The following is a 16,333-nucleotide window of genomic DNA, read 5'->3' on the forward strand; positions in this document are numbered from 1 at the left end:
TTCCGGTCGTAGGCGGAGTTGTTCTGGTCGTAAGCGGAGTTGTTCTGGCCCTGGGGCAGGTCGTCGACGCGGAACACGTTGCCGTGCCGGTCGCGGTGGACGACGCCCCGACCGCCCCGGAAGTGGGCGTAGTTGTCCAACTGCTCGATTCGGGCGCGGAGTTCGGCACAGCGGGCGGTGGCGCGTTCGTGGTCGTCGTGGGCCCAGGCGAGGTCGAGACGGAGGGCGTCGGCCTCGTCCCGGGTACCGGCGACATTGAGCAACCGGCCCAGTTCCGCCTGCCGTTCGGCCGCGTACTTCTGCTCGCGGAGCATCACGTCGAGCCGGTCGCCGAGCGCGTCGCGGCTGCCGGGACGGGCGTCGAACGCGGCGAGCGCCGCCGCGTGCAGGACGCGGGCCCGCTCCTTCTCCTGGGTCGCGACACCGTGGCCGTACTCCGCCGCGAGGTCCTGGAGGAGGGCCTCGACCACGTCCCAGGGCGGTATCTCACGGCCGCCGAGACAGGCTTGCATGCCATCGGGATCACGCTGCCAGAACACTCCGCACCAGCCGCCACCCTGGTCGAGGCGCGCCAGGAGTCCGTCGAGGTAGTTCGCGAACTCCCGCACCTGTCCGGGGAGTTGATCCACAGCCATGCTCCAACTCCCGCCAGACCGGAATGCTCCGATCCGTAGAAAACACCATTTGTGTTACGACGCGGCTACGGAAGCTTTTCGAGCCGGGCGCAGAGATCTGGGAGCCTACGCCTCCCCACTGTGCGCCCGCCGGGTTCATGCCGTATCCGCCACATCAGGCGTCCGATTCAGGCCGCCAACGGCGCACATCTGACGACGAGTTGGTCCATGGAGAGGCCGAGGGCGTCGGCGAGGGCGGCGACGGTGAAGAAGGCGGGTGTCGGCGCCCGGCCGGTCTCGATCTTCCGGAGGGTCTCCGCGGAGATGCCCGCGTGCGCGGCCACGTCCGTCATGCTGCGGCCGGCCCGGGCCTCGCGGAGCAGCCGGCCGAGCCGTTCGCCGCGTTCGCGCTCTTCGGGGGTGAGAGGGGTGCGTACCATGCCGTCATTCTAATACCGGTATAGTAATTGGCATGGTGGAACTGAAGACGGACACGTCTATCGATGCGATGTACGAGACGGGCCAGGTCGTGGCCCGCGCCCTCACGGCCGTGCGGGAGGCCGCCGACGTGGGCGTATCCCTTCTGGAACTGGACGAGTTGGCGCACGACGTGCTGCGCGCGGCGGGCGCGACCTCACCCTTCCTCGGCTACCGCCCCGCCTTCGCGCCCACCCCGTTCCCCGCGGTCATCTGCGCCTCCGTGAACGACGCCGTGGTGCACGGCATCCCGGACGGCTACCGGCTGCGCGACGCCGACCTGGTCTCGATCGACTTCGGCGCGAAGCTGGGCGGCTGGGCCGGGGACTCGGCGATCAGCTTCATCGTCGGCGAGCCGCGCCCCGCCGACGTCCGCCTGATCGACACCGCCGAACGCGCCCTCGCGGCGGGCATCGCGGCAGCCGTCGTCGGCAACCGCATCGGCGACATCGCCCACGCGATCGGCACGATCTGCCGCACGGCGGGCTACGGCATCATGGAGGACTTCGGCGGCCACGGCATCGGCCGCCAGATGCACGAGGACCCCGGCGTCCCGAACGAGGGCAGCCCCGGCCGGGGCCTCCCCCTCCGCCACGGCATGGTCATCGCGATCGAGCCGATGCTGCTCGCGGGCGGCCGGGACGACTACCACGCGGCGCAGGACGGCTGGACCCTGAAGACGAACGACGGATCAAGGGCGGCCCACGTGGAACACACGGTGGCGATCACGGAGGCAGGACCCCGGGTCCTCACCGAGCGACGCTAGGCAGTCCCACCTTCAGGGGCGCGGGGCCGTGCCGATGTGCGGCTCCGCCGCGTGGGCGCGACCAGCCCCGACGCACCCGCAGTCGCAAACGCACCCAAATCCGCACATGCCGCACGCAGTGGACCGTGCCATGGTGGATTGATGACCAGCGGCTACACAGACCCCGAAAACGACCCCTTCGGCGAGTTCCTGGCCCGGTTCTTCGGCGGAGCCCCTGGCGGAGCCACCCGCCCGGGCCCCCATCAGATAGACATCGGCCGCCTGCTCAGCCAACCGGCCAGAGACCTCGTCCGAGGCGCCGCCCAGTACGCCGCGGAACACGGCAGCCACGACCTGGACACCCAGCATCTCCTCCGCGCCGCCCTCACCGCGCAACCCACCCGCGACCTCCTCACCCACGCCGGCGCGGACCCCGACTCCCTCGCCGCGGAGATCGACGAGCGCTCGGGCCCGGTCCAGCCCCCGGAGGGCACGTCCCTCAACCTCACCCCGGCCGTGAAGCGCGCCCTCCTGGACGCCCACGACCTGGCCAGAGCGGGCGGCACCGGCTACATCGGCCCCGAACACGTGCTCGGCGCGCTCGCCGCGAACCCGGACTCCGCCGCCGGTCACATCCTGAACGCGGCCCGCTACGCTCCGACGGGCCTGCCGCCCGAGGCCATGGACGGCGCACAGCCCCGCGTCGACCAGCCCCGCCCCACCGGCACCCCCACGCTCGACAAGTACAGCCGCGATCTCACCGACCTGGCCCGGCACGGCCGTATCGACCCGGTGATCGGCCGCGACGAGGAGATCGAGCAGACCATCGAGGTGCTGTCCCGGCGCGGCAAGAACAACCCGGTGCTGATCGGCGACGCGGGGGTCGGCAAGACCGCGATCGTGGAGGGGCTCGCGCAGCGCATCACGGACGGCGACGTCCCGGACGTGCTGACCGGGCGGCGGGTGGTCGCCCTGGACCTGACCGGCGTGGTCGCGGGCACCCGTTTCCGGGGCGACTTCGAGGAGCGGCTGACGAACATCGTCGGCGAGATCCGCGCCCACTCGGACGAACTGATCGTGTTCATCGACGAGTTGCACACCGTGGTCGGCGCGGGAGGAGGCGGCGAGGGCGGTTCGATGGACGCCGGCAACATCCTCAAACCGGCCCTGGCACGCGGCGAGCTGCACATCGTGGGCGCCACGACGCTGGAGGAGTACCGCCGGATCGAGAAGGACGCGGCGCTGGCCCGCCGCTTCCAGCCCATCCTGGTGCCCGAGCCGACCGTCGCGGACGCGATCGAGATCCTGCGCGGACTGCGCGACCGCTACGAGGCCCACCACCAAGTCCGGTACACCGACGAGGCGTTGGTGGCCGCCGTGGAACTGTCCGACCGCTATCTCACCGACCGCCGGCTGCCCGACAAGGCCATCGACCTGATCGACCAGGCGGGCGCTCGCGTACGGCTGCGGGCACGCACGAAGGGCACGGACGTACGGGCGCTGGAGCGCGAGATGGAGCAGCTCGCCCGGGACAAGGACCAGGCGGCGGCCGACGAGGACTACGAGAAGGCTACCCAACTCCGGGACCGTATCGCCGAGTTGAAGGTACGGCTGACCGAGGCCGACGGGGAGGACACGGGCGACGAGGGGCAGCACCTGGAGGTCACCGGTGAGGCGATCGCCGAGGTGGTGTCGCGGCAGACCGGTATCCCGGTGAGCACTCTCACGGCGGAGGAGAAGGACCGGCTGCTCGGCCTGGAGCAGCATCTGCACCGGCGGGTCGTCGGCCAGGACGAGGCCGTACGGGTCGTGTCGGACGCGGTACTGCGCTCCCGTGCCGGGCTGGCGAGCCCGGACCGGCCCATCGGCAGTTTCCTGTTCCTGGGCCCGACGGGCGTCGGCAAGACGGAACTTGCCCGGGCGCTCGCGGACGCGCTGTTCGGCAGCGAGGACCGGATGGTCCGCCTCGACATGAGCGAGTACCAGGAACGGCACACGGTGAGCCGTCTCGTAGGCGCCCCGCCCGGCTATGTCGGCCACGAGGAGGCCGGTCAACTGACCGAGGTCGTGCGCCGCCACCCGTACTCGCTGCTGCTGCTCGACGAGGTCGAGAAGGCGCACCCGGACGTGTTCAACATCCTGCTCCAGGTGCTGGACGACGGCCGGTTGACCGACTCCCAGGGCCGCACGGTCGACTTCACCAACACGGTGATCGTGATGACCAGCAACCTCGGCTCCGAGGCGATCACCCGGCGCAGGGCCGGGATCGGTTTCGGGCCCGGCGGCGCCGACGCGGACGAGGAGGCCCGGCGCGAGCAGATCCTGCGCCCGTTGCGCGAGCACTTCCGCCCCGAGTTCCTCAACCGGATCGACGAGATCGTGGTCTTCCGTCAGCTCACGGCGGACCAACTCCGTCTGATCACCGAGCTGTTGCTGGAACACACCCGCCGTCTCCTGCACGCGCAGGGCATCACGGTCGCGTTCACGGACCCGGCCGTCGACTGGCTCGCCCGCCAGGGCTACCAGCCCGAGTACGGCGCCCGCCCGCTGCGCCGCACCATCCAGCGCGAGGTCGACAACCAGCTCTCCCGGCTGCTCCTCGACGGCCGGATCGCGGAGGGCGGCCGGGTGACGGTGGACGTGACGGACGGGCGGCTCGCGTTCCGAACGGACACGACACCGCCCGCCTCCGACTCAGCAGCTACGGCGCCGGACTGACCACCGCCGCCGAGCCACCGCCTCGCCGTACCTTCTCGGCGGCCGCCAACCACTCGCCGTTCGGCAGCCGTTGCACGCCCGTCGCCGCGCCGATCTCCGGGTTCAGTGTGAAGGAGTGCCCGATGGCCTGGAGCTGGGTCTTCAAGTCGCTGTTGTAGAGGGCCGGTTCGAGTTCCGTGTTGGCCGCGTTGCGCTGGCTGGCGCGGGGCGCGGCGATCGCGTCCACGAGCGGGAGCCCCCGGTCGAGGAACTCGGTGAGGGTCTGGAGAACGGTCGTGATGATGGTCGCGCCACCGGGCGAACCGAGCGCCACGACGGGCTTGTTGTGCTGGTCGAGGACGATCGTCGGCGAGATCGACGAGCGCGGGCGCTTGCCCGGGCCGGGCAGGTTCGGGTCGTGGACGGCCGGGTTGGCCGGGGTGAAGGAGAAGTCGGTCAGCTCGTTGTTGAGCAGGAAGCCGCGGCCGGGCACGGTCATCGCGCTGCCGCCGGTCTGCTCGATGGTGAGCGTGTAGGAGACGACGTTGCCCCACTTGTCGGCGACCGTGAGGTGCGTGGTGTTCTCGCCCTCGTACGTCGTCGGGGCGGCCGTCCCGGCTGCGGTGCAGGCCGTCGGGTCGCGCGGGTCGGCGGGTGCCAGCGGGCTGGTGAGCACCGCGTCGTCCTTGATGAGGCAGGCGCGCGAGTCGGCGAACTTCTGCGAGAGGAGTTCCTTCGTCGGTACGTCCTCGAAGGCGGGGTCGCCGACCCAGCGCCCCCGGTCCGCGAACGCGATCCGGCTGGCCTCGATGTAGTGGTGCAGGTACTGGACCTCGCTCGCCTTCGAAAGGTCCGTCTTCTCAAGGATGTTGAGGGCCTCGCCGACGGTCGTACCACCGGAGGAGGAGGGCGCGATGGAGTAGACGCCGAGTCCGCGGTACGTCGTCTTCGTGGGCGCCTGGAGCTTGGCGCGGTAGGCGGCGAGGTCCTTGGCGGACAGCTTGCCGGGGCGCGCGTTCCAGCCCGAACTGGCGTCCACCTTCGGGGTGTTCACCGTGGCGAGGATGTCCTTGCCGAGGGCACCGCGGTAGATGTCGCCGATCCCCTTCTTGCCCAACTCCTTGTAGGTGGCGGCGAGTTCGGGGTTCTTGAACGTCGAGCCGACGACCGGGAGCGCGCCGCCCGGCAGGAACAGCTTTGCCGTGGCGGGGAAGTAGCGGAAGCGGGTCTCGTTGGCCGCCGTCTGGGTGCGGAAGGTGTCGTCGACCGTGAAGCCGTCGCTCGCGATCCGCTCGGCGGGCTTGAGCACCGTTCCCAGGTTCCGGCTCCCCCACCGGTCGAGGGCCGTCTGCCAGGTGGCCGGTGTGCCCGGGGTGCCCACGCCGAGGCCGCTGCTGACGGCGTCGGCGAAGGCGAGGGCCTTGCCGTTCTCCACGAAGAGGTTGGAGTCGGCGGTCAGCGGGGCGGTCTCGCGGCCGTCGATGGTGTGCACCGTACGGGACTTGGCGTCGTAGTAGACGAAGTAGCCGCCTCCGCCGATGCCGGAGGAGTAGGGCTCGGTGACGCCGAGCGCGGCGGCGGTGGCGACGGCCGCGTCGACCGCGTTGCCGCCCTTCTTCAGGACCTCGATACCGGCCGCGGTGGCGTCCGCGTCGACGCTCGCCACGGCACCGCCGTAGCCGACGGCGACCGGAACCTTCGTCGGTGTGCTGCTGCTTGTCGCGGCGGGTGGGGCCGCGGCCCCGACCGACACGACGGCGGCCGATACCGCCAGGACCGACAGTCTCCGTGCCACAGGGCGACGCATCCGTACCTCCAGTCCAGAACCGTCCGCGCAGCGTATCCACCTGGCACGGGACCCGACAGACCGCTTCCGGCCGCCGCCACACGAACGTCACACGTCGAACACCGGTACGTACCAGCCACATCGGACCGCTAACATGCGCGCCCATGAATGACGACCTGCGCAACATCGTTCTGGGCGTGGCCGCCGCCGGCATCAGCGCCGCGCTCGGCTGGCTCGCCCGCACCTATCTGTGGAAGCGCAAACTCCGGCGCAAGCAGGCGTTCTTCGGGCTGCCCGACAACTCCGAGTCGCTGCTCGTGGTCAACCGCGAGGCGGGCGGCCCCGAACTCACGGTGATGCGGCACGACGTGTTCGCGCTGCTCGAACTCGCCGCCCTGATCAAGGACTGCAACGCGCACGCCCAGGTCGTCGCACACGACGCGACCCAGCAGGGCTTCGGCGAGCGCACCGAGTTCTGTGTGGGCGGCCCGGCCTCCAACCGCCGGATGGCCGCGCATCTGGCGTCCCTGCTGCCCGGCATCCGCGTCAACGTCGACCCCGAACCGGGGCCCGACCGGGGCGCGTTCCAAATAGGCAGCGAGCGCTACCGACTTGACCCCGGCAAGGGCGAGTACGTGCTCCTCGCCCGGCTCACCGCCGGTCAACTGGGCGGCGCCCGGCCGGTGTTCCTCTTCTGCGGCCAGCGCTCGATCACCAACCAGGCGGCGACCCGCTATCTCGCCCGCAACCAGGAGAAGTTGGCCCGCAAACACGGGAGCAACACCTTCGTCCTGCTGCTGAAGGTGGTCAACTCGCAGGCGTACGGCCCCGATGTGGTGGAGCTGGTGGCGGATGTGACACGGGCGGCGGAAACGCCCCTACCTGCACCGGCTCCTCGAAGTTCGCACCGCGCCTCCTGAGCTCGCGCACACGTCAACAATCTTTACTGGCACGTAACTTACTGGCGGGTTACCTAAGGTAGGGAGCTGCGGTTACCGTCGGGTCACTTTGCAGTGACACGTGTGAGGAGTGACCCGTGCGAAACCGTCGCCAGTCCCTGCGTACGACCGCCGCGGTCGCCGTCTCCGCGACTCTCGTCGCCGGGGGCGTCCTCGGGCTCGCCCCCGCCGCCCAGGCCGCCACGAACGGCGTCCGCTTCGTCGACATCGCCGGTGACGGCGGTACGAAGCTCGCGGCGAACGTCGTCACGCCCGCGGACGCCGACGGCTCGCGCGACTACCCCCTTGTCGTGCTGCCCACGAGCTGGGGATTCCCGCAGGTCCAGTATCTGGCGCAAGCCCAGAAGCTCGCGAACTCCGGCTATGTGGTGGTGAGTTACAACGTCCGGGGCTTCTGGCAGTCCGGCGGCGGGATCGAGGTCGGCGGCCCGGCCGACGTGGCCGACGCGTCCAAGGTGATCGACTGGGCACTCGCCAACACCCCGTCCGACGCGGGGCACATCGGCATGGCGGGCGTGTCGTACGGCGCCGGTATCAGCCTGCTCGCGGCCGCACACGACAAGCGGATCAAGGCAGTTGCCTCGCTGAGCGGCTGGGCGGACCTGATCGGCTCGATCTACTCGGGCCGTACCGAACACTCCCAGGCGACATGGCTGTTGGACGGCGTCGGCCTCGTCACCGGCCGGCCCAGCGCGGAGACCAGCCAGGTCTTCGAGGACTTCTTCGCCGCCGACCTGTCCAAGGAACAGGAGTTGATCGCCTGGGGGAAGGAGCGCTCCCCCGCGACCTACGTCGATCGGATCAACAGGAACGGCGCGGCGATCATGCTCGCCAACGCCTGGGGCGACACGATCTTCCCGCCCAACCAAATCGCCGACTTCTACGGGAGGTTGAGCGGACCCAAGCGGCTCGAACTCCGGCCCGGCGACCATGCCACCGCCGAGCTGACCGGACTGCTCGGGCTGCCCAACGACGTGTGGACGGACACCGAGCGCTGGTTCGACCACTACCTCAAGGGCGCGGACAACGGGATCGACCGCGAGGACCCCGTCGAGCTCAAGTCCCGTTCCACGGGCGGCTACGAGGGCTACCCGGACTGGAAGTCGGTCGGCGCGACACGGAAGAAGATCGACCTCGCGGGCACGACCACCATCCACACCAACGTCGACTCGGGCGCCGACGGCGGGATCGTCTTCCTGTCCAGCATCCTCGACCAGGTGGCGCAGGTGCCCCCGGTCGCGTGGGTCCCGCTGCTGCCGCGCCGCTGGGCCGCCGTATGGCAGTCGGGGACGTACACCAGCGCCCAACAGGTGCGCGGCACCGTGAAGTTGCACACCACGGTCACGGACACCAAGGAGAGCGGCACCCTCGTCGCATACCTCTACGACGTGGGCCCGCTCGGCCTCGGCAAGCTGGTCGGCACCGCGCCGTACACCTGGCACGGGCAGACGCCCGGCCAGCCGTTCGGTGTGGACCTGGAGTTGTTCTCCACGGCCTACGACGTCCCGGCAGGGCATCATCTCGCCCTGGTCGTCGACACGGTCGACCCGCTCTACATCGAGCACAACCCGACCGGCGCGCAACTGACCTTCTCCTCGCCGGCGAACGACCCGTCGTACGTGTCGATCCCGCTGCGCGAGCAGTGATCTCCGGCTGCTGCCGGGCGGGCAAGTGCCCCTGACTACTGCACCCGCGGCAGCAGCGTCCCTGGTTCGGCCGGGGCCACATCCACGGCCTCGGTCTTGGGACTGCGCTGCTCCCGGCGGGACACCCAACCGGCGAACCAGGAGAGCAGCATGCACATCCCGATGTAGATCGGCGAGATCACCATCACCACGGGGATGAACGGCAAATCGTAGTCGAGGTTCGACGCGATCAGCTTCCCGGCATGGAGAAACTCCTCATAGGTGATCAGATAGCCCAGCGAGGTGTCCTTCAGCGCGACCACCAACTGGCTGATGATGGCGGGCAGCATGGCCCGTACGGCCTGCGGTACGAGGACGTACGACATGACCTGGGTCTTGCGCATGCCGAGCGCGAACGCGGCCTCCCGCTGGCCGCGTTCGACGCTGTTGACGCCGGAGCGGAAGACCTCGGCGAGCACCGAGCCGTTGTAGAGGGTGAGACCGGCGACCAGTGCGGGCAGCGGCTGCACCTTGAGTGCCACGAAGATGAAGAAGATCATCACCAGCACGGGCATGGCGCGGAAGAACTCCACGAGGAGGGTGGACAGCCAGCGCACCGGGCGGTGGTCCGAGAGCCGTCCCACGGCGAGCAGGGTGCCGAGTGCCAGTGACAGTACGGCCGCGAGACCGAAGGCCTTGAGCGTGTTGCCGAGGCCGCGCAGCAGCAGTTCCTGAATTCCCTTGTACTCGAAGGGCATCCACTTCGTGTACGTGAACTGGTCGGTGTCGAACAGGAGATAGAGGATCCAGCCGAGCAGTCCGAGGATGACGACCGTGGACGCGATGCCGTAAAGGCGGTGCCGTTTGCGGGTCTTGGGGCCGGGGACGTCGTAGAGGGCGTTGGCGGTGGTCATCGGGCGACTCCCCACTTCCTCTCCAGCGCGTTGAACAGCGCGCTGATGGCGAGGGTGATGATCAGGTAGCCGAGGGCGATCCAGACGAAGGTCCAGACGATGTTGTAGCCGAGTTCGCTCAACGTCCGGTAGGTGCCGAGGAGTTCGGTGACGCTGAAGGCGCCCGCGATCGCCGAGTTCTTGGCGAGCGCGATGAGGGTGGAGCCGACCGGCGGGATCACCGAGCGGAACGCCTGCGGCAGCACGACCAGTCCGAGGGTCTGCCCGAAGGTCATGCCGAGCGTCCGGGCCGCCTCCCCCTGCCCCCTGGGCACGGTGTTGATGCCGGAGCGCAGCGCCTCGCAGATGAACGCCGAGGTGTAGCAGCCGAGCGCGAGGACCGCGAACACCTTGAAGGGCAGCACGAGTCCGAAGCGTGGCAGGCCGAGCAGCACCGCGAAGAACAGCAGGGTGAGCGGGGTGTTGCGCAGGACGGTCACCCACACCGTGCCGAACACCCGCAGCGAACCGACGGGAGCGACCCGGAAGGAGGCCATCAGGAACCCGAGGACGAGCGCCAACACCGAGGCGTAGAGGGTGAGTTCTACGGTGCCGAGGAAGCCGTCGCCGAAGGTCGAGAAGTTGTCTGTCAGTACGTTCACGTCTGCCTCCCTCAGCCCGCCGGGTAGCGGTCGATCGCGGGCGGGGTGGGCGCGGGCACTCCGGACAGGCCGAGCGTCGCCTCGTACGCCTTCTTCCAGTCGCCGTTCTTCTCACGGGCCTCCAACGCGTCGTCGAGGGCGAACCGCAGGGCGTTGTCGCCGTGCGGGACTCCGATGCCGTACGGCTCCTTCGAGAAGGGCTTGCCGACGACCTTGAGCTGATCGGGGACCTTCGCCGCGTAGCCGATGAGGATCGCGTCGTCGGTGGTGACGGCGTCGACCTGGTAGGTGAGCAGGTTGTCGACACAGACCGAGTAGGTGTCGTAGGCGACGAGTTGGGCCTTGGGATAGTCGTCCTTGATGCGCTGGTACGGCGTGGAGCCGGCCGCCGAGCAGACGCGTTTGCCGGCGAGGTCCTGCGGGCCGTGGATGTCGTGCTCGTCGGTGCGCACGAGGAGCGACTGGCCGGCCATGTAGTAGGGGCCGGCGAAGCCGACGAGTTTCTTGCGCATGTCGTTGATGGTGTAGGTGCCGACGTAGTAGTCGATCTGGCCGTTCTGCAGGGCGGTTTCGCGGTTGGCGGAGGCGATCGTGCGGAAGTGGATCGTCTTGGGGGCGAGGCCGAGGGAGGCCGACATCATCTTGGCGATCTCGATGTCGAAGCCGGAGTAGGTGCCCGTCGCGGGGTCCTTCTCGCCGAGGTAGGGCTGGTCCTCCTTGGCGCCGACAGTGAAGTGGCCGCGCTTCCTCGCCCGCTTCCAGGTCGGTGAGTCGGGGAGCTGAAAGCCTTGCGCGACTTGGTAGTTGGGGAGTTTCTCGGCGGCCGGTCCCTTGACAGGCGGGCTGCCCTCCTTGCCGCAGGCGCTCGCGAGCAGCGCGGCGAGCGTGACGACGGCCAACGACGCACGGGTGGTACGGAACATGGATCGCACTCCCCCGCTCAGTGCTTGAGGATCTTGGACAGGAAGTCCTTGGCCCGGTCGGTGCGCGGGTTGGTGAAGAACTCCTCGGGGGTGCGGTCCTCGATGACGCGGCCGTCGGCCATGAACACGACGCGGTTGGCGGCGGAGCGGGCGAAGCCCATCTCGTGGGTGACGACGACCATGGTCATGCCGTCGTGGGCGAGTTGGCGCATGACCTCGAGGACCTCGTTGATCATCTCGGGGTCGAGGGCCGAGGTCGGTTCGTCGAAGAGGAGCGCTTTGGGTTCCATCGCGAGGGCGCGGGCGATGGCCACGCGCTGCTGCTGGCCGCCGGAGAGCTGCGCGGGGAACTTGGGCGCCTGGGAGGCGAGGCCCACGCGGTCGAGGAGTTCGAGGGAACGCTTGTCGGCGTCCTCGCGTTTGCGCTTACGGACCTTGATCTGGGCCAGCGAGACGTTCTGCAGGACCGTCTTGTGGGCGAACAGGTTGAAGGACTGGAAGACCATGCCGACCTCGGCGCGGAGCTGCGCGAGGGCCTTGCCCTCCTCGGGCAGCGGCTTCCCGTCGAGCTGGATCGTCCCGGACTCGATGGTCTCCAGCCGGTTGATCGCCCGGCACAGCGTCGACTTTCCCGACCCCGAAGGGCCGATGACCACGACCACCTCCCCCTTGCCGACGGTGAGGTTGATGTCCTGGAGGACATGCAGCTCCCCGTAGTACTTGTTGACGTCCCGCAGTTCGATCAACGGATCGACGGCCATGCCCAGCCCTACTCACTCTCAGCTGTGTCGTGGTCGCCGCAAACTATCGACACAAGAGTGGAGTTAACGCACGACACGCACTTTTCGGGCATTAGCCGTATTTACGTCGCTCTTACTCTTCGGCGACCTCGGCGTAGAGCTGCGAGAGCTCGGGCACACCGCTGGCGGCCCACTCATGACCGGAGGCCACGACGTCGAACTCACGCCCGGAGTCGAGCCGTACGACGGGCTGGCCGTTCGGCCAGATCGCCCAGGCGGCACCCGGGACCGTGCGCACGATCACGGTGCCCAGATAGAGACCGGCGTCGTTGCCGAGCCAGGAGAGGGTCTCCTCGTCGTCGCGCCAGCGGGGCACCAGTTGGTCGAGCGCCTCCAACGAGCTTGCGGAGTCGTCGAGTTGGATGCCCTCCCGGGCCGCGTGGGAGCGGAGCAGTTCGCACTCGGACAGCGGTTCGGCGATACCCGCGGGGTCGTGCACTCCGCGCTTCTCGCCCCGGTTGCCCAGGAAAGGGATGTTCATACGCCCAGCGTGTCATTCGTACCGCCGTACGCACCACAGGGCGTCGCGGATGGCGTGTCAACGGCGGGCCCGGAGTGGCGAAATCCCTTCCCCGAGGCCGCCGTTGACGAACGCGGGCGGGTCAGACGTCCAGGTCGACGACGACCGGAGCGTGGTCCGAGGCGCCCTTGCCCTTGCGCTCCTCGCGGTCGACGTAGGAGTCGGTGACGGCCTTCGCGAACGGCTCGTTGCCGTACACGAGATCGATGCGCATGCCTCGGTTCTTCGGGAAGGCGAGCTGGCGGTAGTCCCAATACGTGTACGGGTGGTCGTACTTGAGGGGGCGCGGGACCACGTCCGACAGGCCCGCGTCGCGCAGGGCGGTCAGGGCGGCGCGCTCCGCCGGGGTGACATGCGTGAGGCCCTCGAAGGCGGCCACGTCGAAGACGTCGTCGTCCGTCGGCGCCACGTTGTAGTCACCCAGCACCGCGAACGGGCGGCCGCCCTGCGCGTCGTCGGCGACGGCCGCCCTGAGGGCCTCGAACCACTGGAGCTTGTACGTGTAGTGGGGGTGGTCCACCTCGCGGCCGTTCGGCACGTACACCGACCAGACGCGGACCGGGCCGCAGGTCGCCGCGACGGCGCGGGGCTCCTGGACGCCGTCGTAACCGGGGTCCCCGGCAAGGCCCTTGACCACGTCGTCGAGTCCTACGCGGGAGAGCACCGCCACGCCGTTCCACCGGCCGGTCGCGTTGACCGCCGCCTCGTAGCCCGCCTCGCGCAGCGCGTCGAACGGGAACTGGGCCTCGGCCAGCTTGGCCTCCTGGAGGCACAGCACGTCGGTGCCGCTGCTCTCCAGCCAGGCCAGGAGCCTCGGCAGACGGGCGGTGATCGAGTTCACGTTCCAGGTCGCGATGCGCATGCCTCACAACCTACCGGGCGGCTCTGACACTCACAGGTCCGCGGCCTCGCCGGGCGCCAGCCGCAGGTGCTCCGCGCCGCCGAGCGCGCCGATCTGGTGGTCGTAGATCGGGCGGGCGAGGTCGGTGAGCAGGGCGTCGTGGATGTCGTAGGCGCGCTGCGGCTTGACCTCGCGGACGTAGTCGATGACCTCGGAGATCTTGCTCCAGGGGGCCATGACCGGGAGCAGCAGGGTCTCGACGGGGTGGTCGGGGACGGTGAGGGCGTCGCCGGGGTGGAAGACGCGGCCGCCGTCGACGAGGTAGCCGACGTTGGTGATGCGCGGGATGTCCGGGTGGATCACGGCGTGCAGTTCGCCGTGCACCTGGACGTCGAAGCCCGCCGTCGTGAAGGTGTCGCCGTGGCCGACCGTGTGCACCCGGCCCGGGAAGGCGGCGGACAGCTGGTCGGCGACCGACTTCAGGGTCCAGATCTCGGCGGCCGGGTTGGCCTCCAGGCCGGCCCGCAGACGGTCCTCGCTGAAGTGGTCGACGTGCTCGTGGGTGACCAGGATCGCGTCCGCACCGGCGGTGGCGTCCTCCTCGGTGAAGAGGCCCGGGTCGATGACGAGCGTCCGGCCGTCCTTCTCCAGACGGATGCAGGCGTGCGACTTCTTGGTGAGCTTGGTGAGCGTCATGGTTCCATCCTGCCGCTGCCCGGCCACGGGCGGGCAGCTGAGACTGGTGCTTTCGGTACCGGTCTGAAGATCACTCCGTGGGGGTCGTCTCCTCTCGGATGACCTGTTGGGCCACCTTGAAGGCGCTGTTCGCGGCCGGGACCCCGCAGTACACGGCGGCCTGCATCAGCACCTCCTTGATCTCGGTCGGGGTGAGGCCGTTGCGCAGCGCCGCCCGGGTGTGGAAGGCCAGCTCGTCCAGGTGGCCGCCCGCGACCAGCGCGGTGAGGGTGACACAGCTGCGGGAGCGCCGGTCGAGGCCCGGGCGGTCCCAGATCTCGCCCCACGCGTAGCGGGTGATGAACTCCTGGAAGTCCCCGGAGAACTCGTCGGCCTGCTCCAGCGCCCGGTCGACATGTGCGTCGCCGAGCACCTCGCGGCGGACCTTGATCCCGGTGTCGTAGGGGTCCGGACGGCCCATGACCTGCGGCGCCACGACCGGCGCCGGGGCGATCTCGGCGATCGGCGCGAGCTGCTGCGGCGCGGCGAGGACCGGCCTGACCGGGGCCGTCACGACGGGGATCTGCCCGGTGGAGTGGAGGTCGTAGGGCGGCTGCCAGGCGGTGGAGAAGTGCCGGACGAGGAGGTCCGTGACGGCGGCGGGCTGCTCGACCGGGACCAGGTGCGAGGCACCGGGTACGACCGCGAGGCGGGCGTCCGGGATACCGGCGACCAGCGTGCGCGCCTCGGCGGGGCCGGTGACCTGGTCGTCGGAGCCGACGAGGACGAGGGTCGGCACGCCGATACGGGCGAGTTCGGACCGCACGTCGAACGCGGCCAGCGCCTCGCACGCGGCGATGTAGCAGCCGGGGTCGGTGGTGCGCACCATCTGGACGGCCCACTCGGTGATCGCGGGCTGCGAGGCGGCGAACCCGCTGGTGAACCAGCGGTCGGGCGAGGTACGGGCGATGGGGTCGAGCCCGTTGGTGCGCACGATCACCCCGCGCTGGCGGAACTCGTCCGCCGTGCCGAACCGGGGCGAGGCGGCGATCAGCGCCAGCGAGGCCACGCGCTCCGGGTGGCGCAGGACCAGTTCGAGACCGACCGCGCCGCCGAGCGCGCAGCCCGCGTAGCCGAAGCGCTGCACGCCGAGGGCGTCGAGCGTGGCCAGCAGCCGGTCGGCCAGATCGGCGACCGAGCCGGTCGGGTGCGCGGGCGAACCGCCGTGACCTGGGAGGTCGTACCGGAAGACCCGCCACTGTTTCACCAGTTCGGGCACCTGGCGATCGAACATGTGCCACGTCGTCCCGAGCGACGGGCCCAGGATGAGAACGGGCGCGTCTTCGGGGCCGTCGAAGCGGTACTGGAGTGCGGGGCTGTTCATGTCGCTCACCGCTCCAACGTAACCGCCGTTTCTTACGGTCCGGCTGTGGGGCCCCCGGTCTCCCCACTCTGCTCCCACACATCGGGGCACATCAGTGGGGAACCCTCACATCGCCTTCACCGGAATGGGGTGAGTCCTCAGGGGGGGGTGGTTCAGAGTTCGCCGGGCGCGCCCAGGCCCGTCAGCGCGCCTACCGGGTCCAGGTCGGGGGTGCCTCTGGGCCACCAGTCCTCGTCGCCCGGTTCCGATTCGTAGGCGTACCACAGACCGTCGCGGCCCAGGCGGAGTTGGACATGGCCCTGCGGGTGGGTGAGGTGGTTGTGCCAGGGGCGGAAGGCCGGGAGGTCGGCGGCGAGGAGGAGGGGACGGGCCCGGTCGAAGCGGCCGGCCGGCGGGTCCCAGGGTTCTTCGAGCACGGCGAGGCCCTCGATGCCGCCCTGCCGCCAGGCGGCGACCGCGCGCGCCAGCTCGGCCGTGCTGCGACCGGTGGCCTTGGCGAGGGAGGCGTAGAGGGAGCGGGTGGTGGCGGTGAGCCCCGAACCGGGGCGGGCCGCGGCGAGCCGCACCGCGTCCTGCCACAGCGTCAACTCCCCCACCGGGTCCCGGCCGGTGCTGAGCAGCGCGTGCGCGCGGGCGGCGGCGTCGGTCGCCAACTGGTCGAGCGCGAAGGGGTCCGGGCCGCCCGGGGCGGCCGGGTACACGGGCGGCTGCTCGGGGTGCGGGGGCATGGGC

The 16,333-nt window shown here is 69.9% G+C and carries 14 protein-coding genes and 2 pseudogenes; 4 read left to right on the forward strand and 12 right to left on the reverse strand.

The window, feature by feature from the left end; all coding sequences use genetic code 11:
* Positions 1–635 (reverse strand): annotated as a pseudogene (locus tag JHN63_RS32980) (hypothetical protein); the annotation flags it as partial.
* A gap of 167 nt (positions 636–802) precedes the next feature.
* Positions 803–1,054, reverse strand: a complete 252-nt coding sequence (locus JHN63_RS32985; RefSeq protein WP_200687618.1) for a helix-turn-helix domain-containing protein — start codon at positions 1,052–1,054, stop codon at positions 803–805.
* 32 nt (positions 1,055–1,086) lie between these two features.
* On the opposite strand from JHN63_RS32985, the gene map reads away from it, so the two are divergent.
* Together map and JHN63_RS32995 are read left to right on the forward strand one after the other, a co-directional pair.
* Positions 1,087–1,857, forward strand: a complete 771-nt coding sequence (gene map, locus JHN63_RS32990) for a type I methionyl aminopeptidase (protein WP_200687620.1) — start codon at positions 1,087–1,089, stop codon at positions 1,855–1,857.
* Positions 1,858–1,998: 141 nt separating this feature from the next.
* A complete protein-coding gene (locus tag JHN63_RS32995; RefSeq protein WP_200687622.1) occupies positions 1,999–4,554 on the forward strand; it encodes an ATP-dependent Clp protease ATP-binding subunit in 2,556 nt (851 codons plus the stop codon).
* Here the strand turns inward: JHN63_RS32995 and ggt are convergent.
* Positions 4,538–6,340, reverse strand: a complete 1,803-nt coding sequence (gene ggt, locus JHN63_RS33000) for a gamma-glutamyltransferase (RefSeq protein ID WP_200687624.1) — start codon at positions 6,338–6,340, stop codon at positions 4,538–4,540. The two genes, JHN63_RS32995 and ggt, sit on opposite strands and share 17 nt — an antisense overlap.
* A gap of 143 nt (positions 6,341–6,483) precedes the next feature.
* Here ggt and JHN63_RS33005 point away from each other — a divergent pair, with 143 nt between their 5' ends.
* Both JHN63_RS33005 and JHN63_RS33010 read left to right on the forward strand, forming a co-directional pair.
* Positions 6,484–7,239: a hypothetical protein gene (locus JHN63_RS33005; protein WP_200687626.1), complete on the forward strand. Its 756-nt coding sequence runs from the start codon at positions 6,484–6,486 to the stop codon at positions 7,237–7,239.
* Between the two features lie 116 nt (positions 7,240–7,355).
* The gene (locus tag JHN63_RS33010; protein WP_200687628.1) at positions 7,356–8,924 is read left to right on the forward strand and encodes a CocE/NonD family hydrolase; all 1,569 of its coding nucleotides are present in this window, start codon (positions 7,356–7,358) and stop codon (positions 8,922–8,924) included.
* 35 nt (positions 8,925–8,959) lie between these two features.
* Here JHN63_RS33010 and JHN63_RS33015 read toward each other — a convergent pair whose 3' ends face one another.
* The 9 genes and pseudogenes from JHN63_RS33015 to JHN63_RS33055 all read right to left on the reverse strand — a co-directional run.
* Positions 8,960–9,817, reverse strand: coding sequence for an amino acid ABC transporter permease (locus tag JHN63_RS33015; RefSeq protein WP_200687630.1), 858 nt, complete (start codon positions 9,815–9,817; stop codon positions 8,960–8,962).
* Positions 9,814–10,458, reverse strand: coding sequence for an amino acid ABC transporter permease (locus tag JHN63_RS33020; protein WP_200687632.1), 645 nt, complete (start codon positions 10,456–10,458; stop codon positions 9,814–9,816). Before JHN63_RS33020 ends, JHN63_RS33015 begins: the two co-directional genes overlap by 4 nt.
* An 11-nt stretch (positions 10,459–10,469) precedes the next feature.
* Positions 10,470–11,381 (reverse strand): glutamate ABC transporter substrate-binding protein, encoded by a 912-nt coding sequence (locus JHN63_RS33025; protein WP_200687634.1) that lies wholly within the window; start codon positions 11,379–11,381, stop codon positions 10,470–10,472.
* 17 nt (positions 11,382–11,398) lie between these two features.
* Positions 11,399–12,142: an amino acid ABC transporter ATP-binding protein gene (locus JHN63_RS33030; RefSeq protein ID WP_200687637.1), complete on the reverse strand. Its 744-nt coding sequence runs from the start codon at positions 12,140–12,142 to the stop codon at positions 11,399–11,401.
* Between the two features lie 112 nt (positions 12,143–12,254).
* Positions 12,255–12,662 (reverse strand): DUF6278 family protein, encoded by a 408-nt coding sequence (locus tag JHN63_RS33035; protein ID WP_200687639.1) that lies wholly within the window; start codon positions 12,660–12,662, stop codon positions 12,255–12,257.
* 121 nt (positions 12,663–12,783) lie between these two features.
* Entirely contained in the window at positions 12,784–13,563 is a 780-nt protein-coding gene (locus JHN63_RS33040) for an exodeoxyribonuclease III (RefSeq protein WP_200687641.1), read from the reverse strand.
* Between the two features lie 30 nt (positions 13,564–13,593).
* The gene (locus JHN63_RS33045) at positions 13,594–14,238 is read right to left on the reverse strand and encodes an MBL fold metallo-hydrolase (protein WP_200687643.1); all 645 of its coding nucleotides are present in this window, start codon (positions 14,236–14,238) and stop codon (positions 13,594–13,596) included.
* Positions 14,239–14,308: 70 nt separating this feature from the next.
* Positions 14,309–15,601, reverse strand: a complete 1,293-nt coding sequence (gene pcaC / locus JHN63_RS33050; protein ID WP_200687645.1) for a 4-carboxymuconolactone decarboxylase — start codon at positions 15,599–15,601, stop codon at positions 14,309–14,311.
* A 152-nt stretch (positions 15,602–15,753) separates the two neighbouring features.
* A pseudogene (locus JHN63_RS33055) lies at positions 15,754–16,333 on the reverse strand (hypothetical protein); the annotation flags it as partial.

Source organism: Streptomyces sp. MBT65 (assembly GCF_016612545.1).
In the GTDB taxonomy this organism is placed as follows: domain Bacteria; phylum Actinomycetota; class Actinomycetes; order Streptomycetales; family Streptomycetaceae; genus Streptomyces.

Excerpts from the sequence above, each read along its gene's own strand:
- map (WP_200687620.1), top strand. The coding sequence starts at position 1,087 with ATGGTGGAACTGAAGACGGACACGTCTATCGATGCGATGTACGAGACG.
- JHN63_RS33040 (WP_200687641.1), bottom strand. The coding sequence starts at position 13,563 with ATGCGCATCGCGACCTGGAACGTGAACTCGATCACCGCCCGTCTGCCG.
- JHN63_RS33005 (WP_200687626.1), top strand. The coding sequence starts at position 6,484 with ATGAATGACGACCTGCGCAACATCGTTCTGGGCGTGGCCGCCGCCGGC.
- JHN63_RS33015 (WP_200687630.1), bottom strand. The coding sequence starts at position 9,817 with ATGACCACCGCCAACGCCCTCTACGACGTCCCCGGCCCCAAGACCCGC.
- ggt (WP_200687624.1), bottom strand. The coding sequence starts at position 6,340 with ATGCGTCGCCCTGTGGCACGGAGACTGTCGGTCCTGGCGGTATCGGCC.
- JHN63_RS33035 (WP_200687639.1), bottom strand. The coding sequence starts at position 12,662 with ATGAACATCCCTTTCCTGGGCAACCGGGGCGAGAAGCGCGGAGTGCAC.
- JHN63_RS32985 (WP_200687618.1), bottom strand. The coding sequence starts at position 1,054 with ATGGTACGCACCCCTCTCACCCCCGAAGAGCGCGAACGCGGCGAACGG.
- JHN63_RS33025 (WP_200687634.1), bottom strand. The coding sequence starts at position 11,381 with ATGTTCCGTACCACCCGTGCGTCGTTGGCCGTCGTCACGCTCGCCGCG.
- JHN63_RS32995 (WP_200687622.1), top strand. The coding sequence starts at position 1,999 with ATGACCAGCGGCTACACAGACCCCGAAAACGACCCCTTCGGCGAGTTC.
- JHN63_RS33030 (WP_200687637.1), bottom strand. The coding sequence starts at position 12,142 with ATGGCCGTCGATCCGTTGATCGAACTGCGGGACGTCAACAAGTACTAC.
- pcaC (WP_200687645.1), bottom strand. The coding sequence starts at position 15,601 with ATGAACAGCCCCGCACTCCAGTACCGCTTCGACGGCCCCGAAGACGCG.
- JHN63_RS33045 (WP_200687643.1), bottom strand. The coding sequence starts at position 14,238 with ATGACGCTCACCAAGCTCACCAAGAAGTCGCACGCCTGCATCCGTCTG.